General features: G+C 68.4%; 22 protein-coding genes. 15 read left to right on the top strand and 7 right to left on the bottom strand.

Going from position 1 to position 16,653, the window contains the following annotated elements; all coding sequences use genetic code 11:
* Positions 1 to 12 precede the first annotated feature (12 nt).
* A complete protein-coding gene (locus FRZ32_RS05255) occupies positions 13 to 1,074 on the bottom strand; it encodes a 5-(carboxyamino)imidazole ribonucleotide synthase (RefSeq protein ID WP_147042527.1) in 1,062 nt (353 codons plus the stop codon).
* On the bottom strand, positions 1,071 to 1,559 hold the full coding sequence (gene purE, locus FRZ32_RS05250; RefSeq protein ID WP_147042526.1) for a 5-(carboxyamino)imidazole ribonucleotide mutase: 489 nt from the start codon (positions 1,557 to 1,559) through the stop codon (positions 1,071 to 1,073). Before purE ends, FRZ32_RS05255 begins: the two co-directional genes overlap by 4 nt.
* Before the next feature lie 121 nt (positions 1,560 to 1,680).
* On the opposite strand from purE, the gene FRZ32_RS05245 reads away from it, so the two are divergent.
* Positions 1,681 to 2,280: a GGDEF domain-containing protein gene (locus FRZ32_RS05245; protein ID WP_158635839.1), complete on the top strand. Its 600-nt coding sequence runs from the start codon at positions 1,681 to 1,683 to the stop codon at positions 2,278 to 2,280.
* Here the strand turns inward: FRZ32_RS05245 and gpmA are convergent.
* The 3 genes from gpmA to FRZ32_RS05230 are packed head-to-tail and all read right to left on the bottom strand — an operon-like array spanning position 2,277 to position 4,750.
* Positions 2,277 to 2,963, bottom strand: coding sequence for a 2,3-diphosphoglycerate-dependent phosphoglycerate mutase (gene gpmA / locus FRZ32_RS05240; RefSeq protein WP_147042524.1), 687 nt, complete (start codon positions 2,961 to 2,963; stop codon positions 2,277 to 2,279). The genes FRZ32_RS05245 and gpmA overlap by 4 nt on opposite strands.
* Positions 2,963 to 4,099, bottom strand: a complete 1,137-nt coding sequence (locus FRZ32_RS05235) for a M14 family metallopeptidase (protein ID WP_147042523.1) — start codon at positions 4,097 to 4,099, stop codon at positions 2,963 to 2,965. Before FRZ32_RS05235 ends, gpmA begins: the two co-directional genes overlap by 1 nt.
* 27 nt (positions 4,100 to 4,126) lie before the next feature.
* On the bottom strand, positions 4,127 to 4,750 hold the full coding sequence (locus FRZ32_RS05230; RefSeq protein WP_243445199.1) for a DUF4136 domain-containing protein: 624 nt from the start codon (positions 4,748 to 4,750) through the stop codon (positions 4,127 to 4,129).
* A gap of 224 nt (positions 4,751 to 4,974) precedes the next feature.
* Between FRZ32_RS05230 and FRZ32_RS05225 the strand changes: the two genes are divergently transcribed.
* Positions 4,975 to 5,217 carry a hypothetical protein gene (locus tag FRZ32_RS05225; protein WP_147042522.1) on the top strand — a complete coding sequence of 81 codons (243 nt, stop codon included), beginning with the start codon at positions 4,975 to 4,977 and terminating at the stop codon, positions 5,215 to 5,217.
* Positions 5,218 to 5,291: 74 nt separating this feature from the next.
* Here FRZ32_RS05225 and FRZ32_RS05220 read toward each other — a convergent pair whose 3' ends face one another.
* The gene (locus FRZ32_RS05220) at positions 5,292 to 5,762 is read right to left on the bottom strand and encodes an Lrp/AsnC family transcriptional regulator (protein ID WP_147042520.1); all 471 of its coding nucleotides are present in this window, start codon (positions 5,760 to 5,762) and stop codon (positions 5,292 to 5,294) included.
* Positions 5,763 to 5,957: 195 nt separating this feature from the next.
* On the opposite strand from FRZ32_RS05220, the gene ykgO reads away from it, so the two are divergent.
* Positions 5,958 to 6,083: a type B 50S ribosomal protein L36 gene (gene ykgO / locus FRZ32_RS05215; protein ID WP_006833921.1), complete on the top strand. Its 126-nt coding sequence runs from the start codon at positions 5,958 to 5,960 to the stop codon at positions 6,081 to 6,083.
* 75 nt (positions 6,084 to 6,158) lie between these two features.
* Here ykgO and pyk read toward each other — a convergent pair whose 3' ends face one another.
* Positions 6,159 to 7,658 carry a pyruvate kinase gene (gene pyk, locus FRZ32_RS05210; RefSeq protein ID WP_243445198.1) on the bottom strand — a complete coding sequence of 500 codons (1,500 nt, stop codon included), beginning with the start codon at positions 7,656 to 7,658 and terminating at the stop codon, positions 6,159 to 6,161.
* A gap of 81 nt (positions 7,659 to 7,739) precedes the next feature.
* On the opposite strand from pyk, the gene FRZ32_RS05205 reads away from it, so the two are divergent.
* The 12 genes from FRZ32_RS05205 to tolB all read left to right on the top strand — a co-directional run bounded on the left by FRZ32_RS05205 (position 7,740) and on the right by tolB (position 16,620).
* Positions 7,740 to 7,982: a DUF2312 domain-containing protein gene (locus FRZ32_RS05205; protein ID WP_205008242.1), complete on the top strand. Its 243-nt coding sequence runs from the start codon at positions 7,740 to 7,742 to the stop codon at positions 7,980 to 7,982.
* A gap of 27 nt (positions 7,983 to 8,009) precedes the next feature.
* Positions 8,010 to 8,753 carry a YebC/PmpR family DNA-binding transcriptional regulator gene (locus FRZ32_RS05200; RefSeq protein WP_147042517.1) on the top strand — a complete coding sequence of 248 codons (744 nt, stop codon included), beginning with the start codon at positions 8,010 to 8,012 and terminating at the stop codon, positions 8,751 to 8,753.
* A 91-nt stretch (positions 8,754 to 8,844) separates the two neighbouring features.
* Entirely contained in the window at positions 8,845 to 9,210 is a 366-nt protein-coding gene (locus FRZ32_RS05195) for an endonuclease domain-containing protein (RefSeq protein ID WP_147042516.1), read from the top strand.
* Positions 9,210 to 9,698: a crossover junction endodeoxyribonuclease RuvC gene (ruvC, locus tag FRZ32_RS05190; RefSeq protein ID WP_147042514.1), complete on the top strand. Its 489-nt coding sequence runs from the start codon at positions 9,210 to 9,212 to the stop codon at positions 9,696 to 9,698. The genes FRZ32_RS05195 and ruvC overlap by 1 nt, the downstream gene beginning before the upstream one ends.
* A gap of 114 nt (positions 9,699 to 9,812) precedes the next feature.
* A complete protein-coding gene (gene ruvA / locus FRZ32_RS05185; protein ID WP_147042513.1) occupies positions 9,813 to 10,412 on the top strand; it encodes a Holliday junction branch migration protein RuvA in 600 nt (199 codons plus the stop codon).
* A gap of 61 nt (positions 10,413 to 10,473) precedes the next feature.
* Positions 10,474 to 11,499: a Holliday junction branch migration DNA helicase RuvB gene (ruvB, locus tag FRZ32_RS05180; RefSeq protein ID WP_147042512.1), complete on the top strand. Its 1,026-nt coding sequence runs from the start codon at positions 10,474 to 10,476 to the stop codon at positions 11,497 to 11,499.
* Between the two features lie 11 nt (positions 11,500 to 11,510).
* Positions 11,511 to 12,659: a DUF3089 domain-containing protein gene (locus FRZ32_RS05175; protein WP_158635838.1), complete on the top strand. Its 1,149-nt coding sequence runs from the start codon at positions 11,511 to 11,513 to the stop codon at positions 12,657 to 12,659.
* Positions 12,660 to 12,853: 194 nt separating this feature from the next.
* A complete protein-coding gene (locus FRZ32_RS05170; protein WP_341536575.1) occupies positions 12,854 to 13,270 on the top strand; it encodes a YbgC/FadM family acyl-CoA thioesterase in 417 nt (138 codons plus the stop codon).
* A 26-nt stretch (positions 13,271 to 13,296) separates the two neighbouring features.
* Positions 13,297 to 13,956, top strand: coding sequence for a protein TolQ (tolQ, locus tag FRZ32_RS05165; protein WP_147044339.1), 660 nt, complete (start codon positions 13,297 to 13,299; stop codon positions 13,954 to 13,956).
* Positions 13,956 to 14,399, top strand: coding sequence for an ExbD/TolR family protein (locus FRZ32_RS05160; protein WP_147042509.1), 444 nt, complete (start codon positions 13,956 to 13,958; stop codon positions 14,397 to 14,399). Before tolQ ends, FRZ32_RS05160 begins: the two co-directional genes overlap by 1 nt.
* Entirely contained in the window at positions 14,399 to 15,223 is an 825-nt protein-coding gene (locus FRZ32_RS05155; protein WP_147042508.1) for a cell envelope biogenesis protein TolA, read from the top strand. The genes FRZ32_RS05160 and FRZ32_RS05155 overlap by 1 nt, the downstream gene beginning before the upstream one ends.
* 2 nt (positions 15,224 to 15,225) lie before the next feature.
* Positions 15,226 to 16,620 carry a Tol-Pal system beta propeller repeat protein TolB gene (gene tolB / locus FRZ32_RS05150; RefSeq protein ID WP_147044338.1) on the top strand — a complete coding sequence of 465 codons (1,395 nt, stop codon included), beginning with the start codon at positions 15,226 to 15,228 and terminating at the stop codon, positions 16,618 to 16,620.
* The last annotated feature ends 33 nt before the right edge of the window (positions 16,621 to 16,653 follow it).

Below are 16,653 nucleotides of genomic sequence, written 5' to 3'. Positions count from 1 at the left end.
CGCCCGGTGCGATCAGCTCAATGTCGTGACATGGCCCATCTTGCGCCCGGGTCGGGCCTCGCCTTTGCCGTAGAGGTGGAGGTGGGCCGCGGGATCGGCGAGGATCGCCGGCCACTCATCCGCCTCGGCGCCGATCAGGTTGCGCATTTCGGCCCCCGCAGCGGTGAGCGCCGTCGCCCCGAGCGGCAGTCCGCAGATCGCGCGGACGTGATTTTCGAACTGCGAGGTCGTCGCACCCTCGATCGTCCAGTGGCCGCTATTGTGGACGCGCGGGGCCATTTCGTTGAACAAGGCCTCGCCGCCAACGGCAAAGAATTCGACGGCCAGAACCCCGACATAGTCGAGCGCCTCGGCAATGGCGCTGGCGAGCCGCGCACCCTTTTCGATCGCCGGCGCGAACGTGGCGGGCGCGGGAACCGTCGAACGACGAAGGATGCCGCCTTCATGCACATTGCGCGGCGCATCCCACAGCACGATCCGGCCATCCCCTCCCCGGCACAGCAGGATCGAAAACTCGCCGTCAAAGGCGACGAAGCCTTCCAGAACCGACGGCGCGCCGTTCACCGCGGCCCAGGCCGCATCGGCATCGCCCGGCGCCATGAGCCGCGCCTGGCCCTTTCCATCATAGCCGAGCCTCCGCGTCTTCAGGATCGCGGGCGTGCCGATCCCGGCCATGGCCGCGTCGAGGCCGGCGCGATCGTCGACCGCAGCGAACGGCGCAGGGCGCCCGCCAAGCTCAAGGACGAAGCGCTTTTCGGCCAGCCGGTCCTGCGCGATCTCCAGCGCGCGCGGCGGGGGGTGAAGCTCGGAATGCTCGCCGAGCGCCTTGAGCGGGCCGGCGGCGATATTCTCGAACTCATAGGTGACGATGTCGACCTGGTCCGCGAAGCGCGCCAGCGCCTCGGCATCGTCGAACGCTCCCCGGGTGAAGCGCGCGGCGACCTCGGCCGCGGGCGGTGCCTCGCCGGGCGCGTAGATATGGCAGCGATAGCCCAGAGGCGCGGCGGCGAGCGCGAGCATCCGCCCGAGCTGTCCGCCCCCGACAATCCCGATGGTCGCGCCCGGCGGGATCATTCCGGGCGTTCGTCGACCGCGTCGGTCTGTGCCGCGCGCCAGGCATCGAGCCGCGCTGCAAGCGCATCGTCGCCAAGCGCGAGGATGGCGGCGGCGGCGAGCCCGGCATTGGCGGCCCCCGCCCGACCGATCGCATAGGTCGCGACCGGCACGCCGGCGGGCATCTGGACGATCGACAGCAGGCTGTCGAGACCGCTCAGGGCTTTGGATTCGACCGGAACGCCGAGCACGGGCAGCCGCGTCATCGACGCCGCCATGCCGGGCAGATGGGCTGCCCCGCCGGCCCCGGCGATGATCGCCTTGAGCCCGCGTCCGACGGCGCTGGTCGCATAATCGTAGAGACGCTGCGGGGTGCGATGGGCGGAGACGACGCGCGTCTCATAGGCGATGCCGAGAGCGTCGAGCATCTCGGCGGCATGGCGCATCGTCTCCCAATCGGAGCGGCTGCCCATGATGATTCCGACGAGCGGCGCGGCTTCGGCCATTTCTCGACCCCCTGAACGGCGAAGCGCAGTCCTTAACGGCGGCGCGCCCGCCCGGCAATGCGCCGGCTGCTTCGCGGCTTGTTAACCAGTCCGCGCTATGCGGCGTGCGAGGGATTTGCGGATGGCTGACGTGGAACGCAACGATGAGCTGGATGGTGCGGCGCGCGCCGCACTCGACCGCCTCGCTGACGAGAATGCGCTGCTTCGCGCGGCGCTCGCCGACGTGCGCGCGCGCGTCGCCGAGCTCGAGGCGAGCGCCGACTGCGATCCACTGACCGGCCTTCCCAACGAGCGCGAGCTCGCCCGCCATCTCGACAGGGTCGTGAGCCAAAGTGGGCGGCACGGCACCCCCGCGGCCTTCCTTGCCATCGACATCCGGTCGCTGCGGGAGATCAACGCCCGACACGGACGGGTCGCCGGCGATGCCGCGCTCCGCCATCTCGGCCGGCTGCTCAAGGGGCTCATTCGGGCGAGCGACGTGGTTGCGCGCATGAACGGCGGCTTCGCCCTGATCCTCGACCATCTCGACAGCGAATCGGCGATCGAGACGGGCGAGCGGATCGCGCGCTTCGTGGCCGGCCAGCCGCTCGACATCGGCGGCGCCGACCTCGTGCTCGACCTCACCGTCGGAGTCGCTGCGATCCTGCCAGGCGACGGCGCCGACGACGTCCTTCACCGCGCCCACCGCAATCTGGCGCGGGTCAAGGAATTCAGCGCCTAGCGGTCCTTGAGATAGTAACGCTCGATCGCGTTCAGATCATCGTCGAGTTCATAGACGATCGGCTGGCCAGTCGGGATTTCGAGGCTGGTAATCTCGTCGTCCGGAATGCGCGACAGATGCTTGACCAGCGCCCGCAGCGAATTGCCATGCGCGGAGATCAGCACGCGCTCCCCCGACTTCAGCGCCGGCGCGATCCGGGTGTCCCAGTAAGGAAGCACCCGCGCGATCGTGTCCTTGAGGCTCTCGGTCGCCGGCACCTCGATCCCGGCATAGCGGCGGTCCCGGGCGAGGTCATATTCGCTGCCCGGCGGGAGCGGCGGCGGCGGGATGTCGAAGCTGCGCCGCCAGATCTTCACCTGCTCGTCGCCATGCCTGGCCGCGGTCTCCGCCTTGTTCAGCCCGGTGAGCCCGCCATAGTGCCGCTCGTTCAGCCGCCAGTCCTTCTCCTCGGGCAGCCACAGCCGGCCCATCGCCCTGAGCGCGATGTGGAGCGTGCGGATCGCGCGGGTCTGGAGGCTGGTGAAGCAAAGATCGAAATCGAGGCCCTTGGCGGCGAGCAGCGCGCCCGCCGCCTGCGCTTCGGCCTCTCCCTGCGGCGTCAGATCGACATCCCACCAGCCGGTGAAGCGGTTTTCGAGGTTCCAGGCCGACTGGCCGTGGCGGACGAGGACGAGGCGCGGCATCAGGCTTTCCGGTAATCGGCGATCCGGCCCGACACCGCGTGGAGCGCGTCGAGGCAGGCGCGGGCGAGCAGGCGGCAGCGATCCGGCGACCAGCCATAGGTCTCGTCCGGAAGCGTCTCATTGTCCTTGAACGGCATTTCCAGCGTCATCGAGACGGCGCCATAGCGCTCGGCGAGCTGGGCGGTGGACATGGAAAGGTTCGCCTGGCCCGGCGCCGGCACTTCATAACCCTTCTCGGTCTGGAAATCGGGGGTCGCGGCGACCAGCGCGGTCGAAAAGGCCTCGAACAGGTCCTGTTGCGACTGCTTGAAAGACGGGATGCCCTCGAAGCCCGCGAGGAAATTGGCGGCGATCGCCTCGTCGCCATGGACGTCCATCGCAAAATCGACGCCGGTCTTGTCCATCTCGTCGCGCACGTAGAGCACTTCCGGGCTCCTCTCGGCGCTTGGCGCGTGCCATTCGCGGTTGAGATTGACGCCGACCGCGTTGGTGCGAAGGTGTCCGCGCTTCGATCCGTCCGGGTTCATGTTCGGAACGACGTGGAAGGTGAAGCGCTCGCGCAGCTTGCGGACGACCGGGTCGGCCTCGTCGAGCAACCGCTCAAGCGCCCCTTCCATCCACCATTCGGCCATCGTCTCGCCGGGATGCTGGCGCGCGTAGAGCCAGGCCTGGAGCGGGCCGCCGGGAAGCCGGAAATAATCAAGCTCCTGCCCGTCGAGCGTCTGGCCGAGCGAGCGATATTCGACGCCGGGCTGGGCCGCGACCGAGGCGACGAGATCGTGGTGCCGCTCCATCGTATAGGGCGCGAAATAGGCGATCCACACGCTGTCCGACGCCGGGGTCAGGCGGACCGTCAGCGCGCCGGCTTCATAGTTGCTGTCGACCCGCGTCCATTCCTCGCGATCATAGGACATGCAGGCGCGGTAATTGTCCCAGCCATGCGGATAGGCGGAGCCGGCGCAATTGGTGATGCGAAGCTGGAGATCGCGGCCGGCGCCCCCGGTCAGGCGGAAATAGAACCACTGGTAGAAATCGGATTGGTGGTCCTTGACGATCTCGAGATCGACACGGTCGCCGTCGATTGCGACCAAACGGATATTGCCGCCGTCGAAGGCGCTGGAAACGGAGAGAGTCATTGCTTCCCTGGATGATGAAATGGGGGGTCAGCGCACTGTGATAGTGCGACCAGACTCTCCAGGGAAGTCTTGAAACAGGGCGGTCGCCAGCCTATCCACCGCCACCCGCTGATCGGCCAGCGGCGATCCGGCCGCGGCCTCGATCTCCGCGCGACCTTCCCAGGCGACGGTTGCATCCGATCGGCGCTGGATGCGGATCGCGAGACTGGTGACGAGGATCCCGCCGCGGCGCGCGCCGCCGATCGGGATCGTCCCGCCGACGCCGACGCCCACGCCGCTGCGATAGCCGCCCGTCGCGCCGCCAAGGCCGATGCTGAGCCCGGACCGGCGCGCCGGCCCCTCGCGCATCGTCTGGACCACGCGCATCGTCGCCACCTGTTCCGATGTCGCGCCGGGCGGGACGATCGTCCAGCCGAGCCGGGTAAGCTCGCGGGCGACCGGGCCCGAAAGCTGCGCGAATTCCAGGCTTCCCGCGTCGCCCGAATTGCCGGGCTCGATCAGGATCGAGCCGCGCGCGATCGGCTCGCCGAGATGGAATCGGGTGACGCTGGCCCCGGCGCGGGCGCCGGAACCCTGATCGGTGGCACATCCGCCAAGGAGCGCCGCGGCGGCGGCGAGCGCCAGGCCCGAACGAAGCAACGACATGCGCATCTCAACCTCCCGGACGGGTTTTCAGGCTCAAGCCATCTTAGCCGCTTTTCGGGCGGAAGCATCTTCCAATCGTGCGGCGCGGATTGGCACGTGGTTGCACAGGAAGGCCAAGCGCGGGCGCAACAATGCGAATTGATGACGACCGCCGATCGCGCATTGCGGCGGGTGGCTCGATCATGTTGTTTTCCGGCCGCCCACGATTCGTAACAGGGGGAATTTTGATTATGAAACTGGTATCCACGGCCCTCCTCGCGGCTGGCCTGATGACGCTCGCCGCGTGCGGTGGCGGCACCGCCAACAATGCGGCCGATGTCAATGCGGCGGACGAGAATCTCGCGATTCCGGCCGACGATCTCGGCAATCTTTCGGACAATGTCGCCGACGCCAATGCGGTGGACGCGAACGCGACCGATGCCGCCGCGGTCGACGCGAACGCGGTCGACGCGAACACTGCCAACACGCAGTAAGCGCTCCTGATCCGCTGAGGTCTCCCTAGGTTGAAGCGGTAAGCCTCGCCCCCGGCAATGCGCCGGGGGCTTTTTCATGCGCGCGTACCATCATCGCCGAGCGGATAGGCGGTGGTGTGCTTGACCCGCTCCATCGCGAATCGCGACGTGACGTTCTTGAGCGGCACGCGGGCGATCAGCCGACGATAGAAATCGTCATAATCGGCCATCGATCCGACCGCGACGCGCAGCAGATAATCGATCTCGCCGGCCATGCGGTAAACCTCCATCACCTCGGGCATGGCGGCGACCGCGTCGGCGAAGGCGCCGAGCCAGTCGGGTGTGTGGTCCGGCGCCTCGATCTCGACGAAGACGGAAATGCCGAGCCCGATCGCCTTGGGATCGACCAGCGCCACGCGCCGCTCGATAATCCCCTGCGCCTCGAGCTTCTGGATCCGCCGCCAGCAGGGCGTCTGCGAGAGGTTCACGCGGCTCGCGATCTCGGCGACGGGAAGCGACGAATCCTGCTGGAGGATGGCGAGGATGCGAAGATCGGTGCGGTCCATATCTGCCCCTGGAATATTTTTGCGATTGGCGCCTCTCTATAGCCTGCCGGGAGCACAAATTTCCATTCAAAAGCGAAGATCGCGGCCGATTTGTTGTCTGCCGTGGCGGTTGACTTCCTCGCCCCGCCCCACTAGGTGAGCGCCTCGCTTTTCAGACAACCCAGAAGCTTGAAGAACAGGCAGGCAGCGCGCGCCATGAAGATCCGCAATTCCCTGAAGTCCCTGAAGTCGCGTCACCGCGATTGTCGCGTGATCCGCCGCCGCGGCCGGACCTACGTCATCAACAAGACGAACCGCCGCTTCAAGGCGCGCCAGGGCTGACGACCGGCCGGCTCGCGCCGGTTCCCAGCGAATGCGATATCACGAAGCGCGCGCGCCGATGTGGCGGGCGCGCTTTCAGCTTGCCCTGTGCCGATCGAGCTCGTCGCCGATCAGGCGGGCGACATGCACCACATTGGTCGATCCGGGCACGCCGAAGGGGACGCCGGCGGTGACGATCAGCCGGTCGCCACCCTTCGCGATCGCGTGGCGCAGCGCCATTCGCTTGGATTTGCCGACCATCTCCTCGAAACTGTGGACGTCGCGGGTGCGCACGGCATGGGCGCCCCACAAAAGGCCGAGCTGACGCGCGGTTCGCATCGACGGGGTGAGCACCAGCAGCGGCACGATCGGCCGCTCGCGCGCCACCCGCCGGGCAGTCGATCCCGAACTGGTGAAGCAGACGATGGCCGATGCGGTGATGGTGCGCGCCATTTCGCTCGCCGCCCGCGCGATCGCGTCGTTCGTGGTGGCGTCGGGCAGGGTCTCGGTGAAATGGACGCGGGCATAGTGGGTTGGATCGGATTCGGCGCTGGTCGCGATCCGGTTCATCATCGCCACCGCCTCGCGCGGGAACCGGCCGGACGCGCTTTCGGCGGACAGCATGATCGCGTCGGCGCCGTCATAGACCGCGGTCGCGACGTCCGACACCTCCGCCCGGGTCGGCGACGGGGCGGTGATCATCGATTCGAGCATCTGGGTGGCGACGACGACCGGGCGGCCCAGCCGCCGCGCCGCCTCGACGATCCGCTTCTGGAGCGGCGGCACCGCCTCGGGCGGCAGCTCGACGCCAAGATCGCCGCGCGCCACCATCACCGCGTCGGCAAGCTCCAATATCCCCTCGAGCCGGTCGATCGCCGACGGCTTCTCGATCTTGGCGAGCAGCGCCGCCTTGCCGCCGATCAGCCGTCGCGCCTCGGCCACGTCCTCGGGCCGCTGGACGAAGGACAGCGCAATCCAATCCACCCCCTCTTCGAGCGCGAACGTGAGATCGGCCCGGTCCTTGTCGGTCAGCGCCGCCAGCGGGAGCACCACATCGGGGAGGTTCAGCCCCTTGTTGTTCGAGATCGTGCCGCCGACCTCGACCTCGGTCTCGATCGTCTCCGCATCATGCGCGGTGACGCGAAGGACCAGCTTGCCGTCGTCGACCAGCAGGCGCGCGCCCGCCCGCACCGCCTCGAAAATCTCCTTGTGCGGCAGTGCGACCCTTGTCGCGTCGCCCGGCTCCTTGCGGCGATCGAAAACGAACCGCTGGCCGTTCCTGAGCTCGGCCTTGTCGTCCTTGAAGCGGCCGACGCGCAGCTTGGGCCCCTGCAGATCGGCCAGGATCGTCGTCGGCCGGCCGGTTTCCGTCTCCAGCCGCCGGATCGCGGCGATCCTTCGCCGGTGATCGTCATGATTGCCGTGGCTCATGTTGATGCGGAAGGCATCGGCCCCCGCCTCGGCGAGCGCGCGGATCATCTCCGGCGTGTCGCTCGCCGGCCCAAGCGTCGCGAGGATGCGCACCTTGCGGGAGCGCGGGGAATAAGGGGCGTGGCTGGGCTCTTTTCGCGGCATGGCGAAGGCATAGCCGCTCATAGTGACAGTGCAAGGCGCTTGAGCCCGGCGGCCCCAAACCGTAGGGGCGTGCGCTCAACCACGAATCCGATGGAGCGTCACTTGGCGGAAGGAAGCATTGCGGCCGACGAATTGCGGCTGCTGATCGAGCGGATCGAGCGGCTCGAGGAAGAGAAGAAGGCGATGCAGGACGACATCAAGGACGTCTATGCCGAAGCCAAGGCGCGCGGCTATGATCCCAAGACGATGCGCACGGTGGTGCGGCTTCGCAAGATGGAAAAGCACGTCCGCGAGGAATCCGAGGCGCTTCTCGATACCTACAAGGCAGCGCTCGGGCTCGCCTGAGCCCCAGGAATGTGAAAGGGTGAGCCGATGGCCGGCCACAGCAAATTCAAGAACATCATGTATCGCAAGGGCGCGCAGGACAAGAAGCGCTCGGCGATGTTCTCCAAGCTCTCGCGTGAGATCACGGTCGCGGCCAAGGCCGGGCTGCCCGATCCCGATGCGAACCCGCGCCTCAGGGCCGCTGTGCTCGCCGCGCGGGCGCAGTCGATGCCCAAGGACAATATCCAGCGCGCGATCGACAAGGCGTCAGGCGGCGAAGCCGAGAATTACGAGGAAATCCGCTACGAAGGCTTTGGGCCGGGCGGTGTCTCGATCGTCGTCGATGCGCTCACCGACAATCGCAACCGAACCGCGACCAATGTCCGCACCGCTTTCTCGAAGAATGGCGGCAATCTGGGCGCCTCGGGATCGGTGACGCACGGCTTCGACCGGCTTGGACTGATCGAATATCCGGCAAGCGTCGGCGATGCCGACAAGGTGCTGGAGGCGGCGATCGACGCGGGGGCCGAGGATGTCGAATCCGACGAGGACGGGCACCGCGTCTGGACGACGATCGACGATCTCCACAGCGTCTCGCGCGCGCTCGAGAGCGCGCTCGGCGAAGCCGAGGCGGTGAAGCTCGCCTGGCGGCCGCAAACCTCGGTCACCGTCGGCGAGGACGACGCGCAGCAGCTCCTGAAGCTCGTCGACGCGCTTGAGGAAGATGACGACGTCCAGACCGTGTGGGGCAATTACGAAGTGCCCGACGAGGTGATGGAGAAGCTGGGTTAGCGAGGATCGGACCCCTCCCCTTTAGGGGGGGGGATCAAGGGGTGGGGACAACGTGCGGGCCGACCCGAAGCTTGGAGAACATGCTCGATCCATGCGTCGGGAACCGACCGAGCCTGAAAAGCGACTTTGGCGGCATCTTTCGGGCTCGCAGCTCGGCGGCTTCAAGTTCCGGCGTCAGGCAGCGATCCCACCCTTTGTCGCCGACTTCTTCTGCCCCGCGAAAGGGCTGATCGTGGAAGTGGATGGCGAGACCCATATCGCAGAGGCGGACGCCAGGCGAGACGCCATGCTTGCGGCCCGTGGGTTCCCAACGATCCGCTGTTCCAATCGCGACGTGATGAGCAATGTCGACGGCGTACTGACTGTCATCCGCCAGACTCTCGAAGATCTTCCCGATCGGTGCTGGGGCGCTTCGACATACCCCACCCCAACCCCTCCCCTGAAGGGGAGGGGCTAATGGATGTCGTCATCGGCCTCGATCCCGGTCTTGCCTGCACAGGCTGGGGGGTGATCGCGGCCGACGGCAACCGGCTTTCGCATGTCGCCAACGGCCAGGTGCGAACCGATGCGAAGCAGCCGCTGCCGGCGCGGCTGGTGCGGCTGGAGGAGGCGCTGGCGGCCGTGATCGCGGCGCACGGGCCGACCGAGGCCGCGGTCGAGGAGGTGTTCCTCAACGACAATCCGCAATCGACGCTGAAGCTCGGCCAGGCGCGGGGCGTGGTCCTGCTGGTCGCCGCGCGGCAGGGGATCGCGGTCGGCGAATATGCACCGCGGCTGGTCAAGAAGGCGGTGGTCGGCACCGGCGGCGCGGACAAGGCGCAGGTCCACGCAATGGTCCAGCGGCTCTTGCCCTCGGCGAAGATCGCCGGCGCCGACGCGGCGGATGCGCTGGCCGTCGCGATCACCCATGCGCACCATCTCGCCAGCGCGCGAAGGGTGAGGTGATGCCCCCGTCATTGCGAGGAGCATAGCGACGAAGCAATCCAGCGGGACTCGGATGCTGCACTGGATTGCTTCGCCGCGCTCGCAATGACGAGCTGGACCGGGTAGGCAGCAAACATGATCGCGAGGCTGCGGGGAACATTGACGGAGTTTGGCGCCGATCATGCGGTGATCGACGTGAACGGCGTCGGCTACCTCGTCTCCGCCTCCACCCGCACCCTTTCCGGCCTCGGCGCGATCGGGGACGAGGTGGTGCTCCACACCGAAATGCTGGTCGGCGAGGATTTCATTCGCCTGGTCGGCTTCGCCTCGGCCGAGGAGCGCGACTGGTTCCGGCTGCTCGTGTCGGTCCAGGGCGTCGGGGCCCGCGTGGCGCTGGCCATCCTCTCCGCCCTGTCCGCCGACGAGGTCCACCGCGCGGTGGCAAGCGGCGACCATGCGATGATCGCCCGCGCCCAGGGCGTCGGCCCCAAGCTCGCGCAGCGCATCGTCAACGAGCTGAAGGACAAGGCCGGCAGCGTCGCCCTCGGCCCCGCCGGCACGGCCGCGCCTGCCCCGGCGGGCGGCAAGGCCCAGGACGCCATTTCCGCCCTCGCCAATCTCGGCTTCCGCCCCGCCGAAGCGGCAGCGGCTGTGGCGAAGGCCGAGGCGGAGCTTGGGCCGGAAGCCACGCTGGATGCGCTGGTGCGGCTGGCGCTAAAAAAGGCCGCGAAATGACTTCCCTCCCCGACCTTCCCGCTTTCGCGGGTGTGACGGCTGGGGCTAGGCTCCGCGCGGCATGACCGACCCTGACCGCCTCACCACCCCGGAGCGCCGCCCCGAGGATCTCGACGCCGCCCTGCGCCCCAAGTCGCTCGACGAATTCGTGGGCCAACAGGCGGCGCGGGAGAATTTGCGGGTGTTCATCGCCGCCGCCAAGGCGCGGGGCGATGCGCTCGATCATGTGCTGTTCTTCGGGCCGCCGGGGCTTGGCAAGACGACGCTGGCGCAGATCGTCGCGCGCGAGCTCGGCGTCGGCTTTCGCGCCACGTCCGGGCCGGTCATCGCCAAGTCGGGCGATCTCGCCGCCCTGCTCACCAATCTCGAGGACGGCGACGTCCTGTTCATCGACGAGATCCACCGGCTCCAGCCGGCGGTGGAGGAGATTCTCTATCCTGCGATGGAGGACCGCGTCCTCGACCTGATGATCGGCGAGGGGCCGTCGGCGCGCTCGGTGCGGATCGATCTGCCAAAATTCACCCTGGTCGGCGCGACGACGCGGCAGGGGCTGATCACCACGCCGCTGCGCGACCGGTTCGGCATCCCGGTGCGGTTGCAATTCTATGCGGTGGAGGAGCTTGAGCAGGTCGTCCGCCGCGCCGCCCGTTTGCTCGGCCTGACGCTCACGCAAGACGGCGCCCGCGAGGTCGCGCGCCGCTCGCGCGGCACGCCGCGTATCGCCGGGCGGCTGCTGCGCCGGGTGCGCGATTTCGCGCAGGCGGCGGGGGATGCGGAGGTCGACGCGAAGATCGCCGATGCGGCGCTCAACCGCATGGAGGTCGATCATCTCGGCCTCGACGCGATGGACCGGCGCTATCTCCACATGATCGCCGACATCTATCGCGGCGGCCCGGTCGGCGTCGAAACGCTCGCCGCAGGCCTTTCCGAGCCGCGCGACACGATCGAGGAAGTGATCGAGCCTTATCTCATCCAATTGGGCCTCATCGCCCGCACCGCGCGCGGCCGCTGCCTCAACGGGCCGGGCTGGACGCATCTCGGCCTGCCGCAACCGAAAGGCCAGGCCGGCCTGTTCGACGGCAAATGAAGGAGCGCCGCATGAAATCTCTCGCCCTCGCCCCCGTGATCGCTGCCGCGTTCGCGCTCGCCGCGGCGCCTGCTCCGGCGCAGGAGGCGGCGGCCGCCGCGGCGCCCGATTATTCCGATCAGGCGGCGTGGCTCTGCCTGCCCGGCCGCGACGGCGATTCCTGCGATCGACCGCTCGCCACCGCCGATCTCAACCCCGACGGCTATGGGCCGGTGCATCAGGACGCGCCGGCGGCCGATCCGCCGATCGACTGCTTCTACATCTATCCCACGGTCTCGCGCGACCCGGGCCTGAACAGCGACATGATCCCGGGCCGGGAGGAAATGGCGGCGGCCATGGTCCAGTTCGCCCGCTTCGCAAGCGTGTGCAAACCCTATGCGCCGCTCTATCGTCAGGCGACGATGGGAAGCATCCCCGCGATGATGCAAGGTCAGGACCCGGCCCCGATCCTCGGAATGGCCTATGCCGACGTCGCCGCCGCCTTTCGCTACTATCTCGATCATTACAATCGGGGCCGGCCGTTCGTGATCGTCGGCCACAGCCAGGGCTCGATCCACGGCATCACGCTGATCCAGCGCGAGATCGAGGGACGCCCGCTCGCGCGGCGCATGGTCTCGGCGGTCCTCCTCGGCTTCAATGTCGAGGTGCCGGAAGGCCGCGACGTCGGCGGCACCTTCCAGCACACGCCGCTGTGCACGCGCGCCGGCCAGACGGGCTGCGTCATCACCTATCAATCCTTCCGCGCCGAAGCGCCGCCGACCGGGCCGGGCCTGTTCTCCTATGCCAGCCGTGACGGCTGGACGGTCGGCTGCACCAATCCCGCCGCGCTCGGCAGCGATGCCGCCGCGCCGCTCGACAGCTACTGGATCGCGACGCCCGCCGGCTCGCCCGGGATCACCTGGTCGACCACCGGGGCGCCGCCCGCGACTTTCCTCCACACCCAGGGGCTCGTCTCCGGCCAGTGCCGGCATGACGGCAGGATCGGCTATTTCGCCATCAGCGTGAACGCCGACCCGAACGACGCGCGGACCGATAATATCCCCGGCGACGTGCCGCTCCCCGGCTGGGGCATCCACCTGGTCGACGTCAGCGAGGCGCAGGGCGATCTCGTCCGGGCGGTCGCGGCGCAGAGCGCAGCGTTCCTCGCGGCCAATCGGTGACGGCGGCGAGGGGAGGCGGAGCGCCCGCTCCCCCCTCAGGTCAAGGCGTGCCGCGCCCGGACGCGAAGGATGTCGACGCGAAATCGCCTCGATTCGTCCCGCGGCCGATGCGGGGGCTTGGCCGGCCTGCCCGCCACGGTTAAGCGCGACGGGCTGTGGGTGACGCGATCGACAAAGCCTATGCGGGCGCTTTCGTGGGCAGGACCCATCATTTCGCGCTGCGCGTCTATTTCGAGGATACGGACGTCGCCGGCATCGTCTATTATGCCAATTACCTCAAGTTCATGGAGCGCGCGCGATCGGACATGCTGCGCGCCGCGGGGATCGATCAGCGGGCCGCGATCAAGGCGGGCGAGGGAGTCTATGCCGTCGCCGAGGTGCAGATCCGCTACCGCACGCCGGCAAGGCTGGACGACGAACTCGTCATCCTCAGCGAACTGAAGGAGGTCCGCGCCGCGAGCGCCCTCATTCATCAGCGAGTCATGCGCGGGCCGGAGATTGTGGCCGAAGCATCGGTCACGGCCGCCTTCCTGTCGCTGGACGGGCGGCCGAAGCGCCAGCCGCGCGATTGGATCGAACGGTTCGAGCGTTTGAAAGGGGAAGCTGATTGACAAGTCTTACTCTCGTCCATGGAGCGATGTCGCCGGTCGCGCTGTTCCTGCAGGCCGACATCGTCGTGAAGGCGGTGATGATCGGGCTGTTGCTCGCCAGCGTCTGGACCTGGACGATCATCATCGGCCAGCTGCTGAAGATGGGCCGGGCGCGGCGCGAAAGCGACCGGTTCGAGCGTGATTTCTGGAAGGCGCAGGATATCGACGCGTTCCACGAGGCGCGTGGCCGCAGCGATCTGCCCTCCGCCAAGGTGCTCGCGGCCGGCATCGCCGAGTGGCGCCGCTCGACCGCCGGGCGCGCGATCGACCGCGAAGGCACGCGCGCGCGGCTCGCCGTGGCGCTGAACGCGGCGGTGGGCGCCGAGATCGACCGGCTTGCGGCGCGGCTCAACATCCTCGCCACCGTCGGCGCGGTGGCGCCCTTCGTCGGCCTGTTCGGCACGGTCTGGGGCATCATGCGCAGCTTCACCGACATTGCGGGGCAGCAGAATACCAGCCTGGCCGTCGTCGCGCCGGGCATCGCCGAGGCGCTCTTCGCCACCGCCCTTGGCCTGTTCGCAGCGATTCCGGCCGTGATCGCCTATAATCGCTTCAGCTTCGGCATCGAGCGGTTCGAGGCGCGGCTGCAGCGGTTCGCCGACGGATTCCACGGCACCCTTTCGCGCGAGCTTGAGGCGGAAGCCTGATGGCGATGGGGCCGATCAAGGGCGCCGGCCGCCGCGGCCGCAGGGCGCCGATGGCGGAGATCAACGTCACGCCGATGGTCGACGTGATGCTCGTGCTGCTCATCATCTTCATGGTGACGGCGCCGCTGCTCACCGCCGGCGTCCAGGTCGATCTGCCCAAGACCAAGGCGGCCGCGCTCGACCAGGACCAGCGGCCGGTGTCGATCTCGATCGACCGCACCGGCGCGATTTTCATCGACAACACTCGGGTGCCGGAAGGGGCGCTCGGTCCACGGCTCCAGGCGATCGCCTCCGGATCGAACGACGAGGGCGGCCCGCGTATCTATCTGCGCGCCGACAGCGGCCTCGATTACGGCCGGGTGATGGAGGTGATGGGCGAGATCAACCATGCCGGCCTTCGCCGCATGGCTCTGGTCGGCAACCCGCAGGGCGAGGCGCGCTGATGGATCGCGCGGAAAAGACGGGCTTCGGCATATCGCTGGCGGCGCATCTTGCGCTTCTCGCGGTGCTGTCGCTCGCGCTCGCCCGCGCCGCGCTGCCGCCGCCCCCCGCTGATTCGATCGAGGTGTCGTTCGTCGATCGCGTCGCGCTCCAATCCGCCGCACCGTCGCCGGCGCCAGCGCCGCCCGAACAGGGGCGCGCGCCCGAAACCGGCCCGACCGAAAGTGCCGCTCCGACGCCCGCGCCGACGCCGGCGCCGGCGCCCCCCGCGCCGCGCCAGGCCGATGTCGCGCCGAGCCCCGAGCGTGCTCGGCCGCAGCCCGCCGAAACCCGGCCGTCCCCGCCGCGCCCCCAGGAAACCCCGCCGCGGACCCGTCCCGGCACCGAGGGCAGCGCGCAACAGACCCGGCGCTCGCTGCTCGGCCCCGATCTGCTGCGCGGAATCGGCCGCGATCCCTCGCCATCGCGCGACAATCGTCAGCAGGCCGCGACGATGAGCGCGCAGGCGGCGGCGAGCATCGCTTCGGCGATCGCGCGCCAGGTCCAGCCCTGCGCCGACCAGCAGGTCAATCCGGGCCCTGGCGCCGAGCGCATCCGCACGACGATCAACCTCCGGCTCAACCGCGACGGATCGCTCGCCGCGCGGCCGCGCGTGACGGGGCAGACCGGGATCGACGACGAGAACCGCCGCTATGCCGCCCGTGTCGCCGATCTCGCCATCGCCACCTTCGTCGGCTGTTCGCCGCTGCGCGGCCTTCCGCAGGAGCTCTATGACGTTCCGCGCGGCTGGGCGAACTTCACCATGAACTACAGCCTTCCGGGATGAGGATGAGAAACGTGCGTATCGCCCTGACCATCGCCGCCGCCGCGACCGCCCTCGTTGGCGTCGTTGCTTCGAGCCAGACACCCCGGCCGCCGGCCCCGGCCGTCCAGGCGCCGCCGCCCGGCCAGCAGCAGCCCGCCCAGGCGGGGGATGATTCCGGCCAGCTCGTCGTCGATGTGACCGGGGGCCGTCGCGCGCCGATGCCGATCGCCATCCCCTACATGCCGACCCCGGCGGCGACCGGCACCGCGGCGGGCAACACCGCCGAACTCGGCCACCAGGTGTCGGACATCATCGCCAACAACCTGCGCAATTCCGGCCTGTTTTCGCCGATCGGGCCGCAGGGGCTGCCGAACGTCGCCTTCGCCCAGGTGACCGCGCCCGATTTCGGCGCTTTCGGTGCAACCGGCGCCCAGGCGCTTGTCCAGGGATTCGTCCAGGCGAATGGCGACGGCACGCTGACCGTCGGCTGCTACCTCTACGACGTCGCCTCGCACAGCGAGCTCGCCCGTCAGGGATTCGTCGTCCAGCCGGCCCAGTGGCGCCGCGCCGCGCACAAATGTTCGGACACGATCTACACGCGGCTGACCGGCGAAGGTCCCTATTTCGATACCCGGGTCATCTACGTGTCGGAAACAGGACCGGCGCGGCACCGGATCAAGCGGCTCGCGATCATGGACCAGGACGGGGCGAACCACCGTTTCCTGACCAACGGCCAGGCGACCGTGCTGACCCCGCGCTTCGCGCCGAACCAGCAGACCGTCGCCTATATGAGCTACGAGAACAACCAGCCGCGCGTCTATGTCTACGACGTCGGGTCGGGCCGCAGCCGGCCGCTCGTGTCGCAGCCCTACATGACGTTCGCGCCGCGTTTCTCGCCGGACGGCCATTCGATCATCTTCTCGATGTCGGTGAACGGCAATACCGACATCTACCGGGTCTCCTCGTCCGGTGGGACTCCGCAGCGGCTGACCAATTCGCCGGGCATCGACGACGGCGGCTCCTTTTCGCCCGACGGAAGAAGGATCGTCTTCGAAAGCGACCGGGGGGGCACCCAGCAACTCTATGTGATGAACGCGGACGGATCGAACCAGCATCGAATCAGCTTCGGCGGCGGCCGCTACGGAACGCCGGTCTGGAGCCCACGCGGCGATCTCATCGCCTTCACCCAGGTCGGCTCGTTCCGGATCGGGGTGATGAACCCCGACGGCAGCGGCGAGCGGATTCTGACCGGCGGGCCGCTCGACGAGGGGCCGACCTGGGCGCCGAACGGCCGCGTCATCATGTTCAGCCGCGCCAACGGCCAGATCTGGTCGGTCGACATTACCGGCATGGCGATGCGGCGCGTGCCGACACCTTTGGGCGCATCGGACCCATCCTGGTCCCCTTTGCGCGACTGAGCGTTTGAATACGGGCTTTCCAAGAGGAGGGAA

The organism is Sphingosinicella ginsenosidimutans (assembly GCF_007995055.1).
Taxonomy (GTDB): Bacteria; Pseudomonadota; Alphaproteobacteria; order Sphingomonadales; family Sphingomonadaceae; genus Allosphingosinicella; species Allosphingosinicella ginsenosidimutans.
The sequence above is the reverse complement of the archived record's forward strand: the minus strand, read 5'-3'. Positions and strand labels throughout refer to the sequence as shown.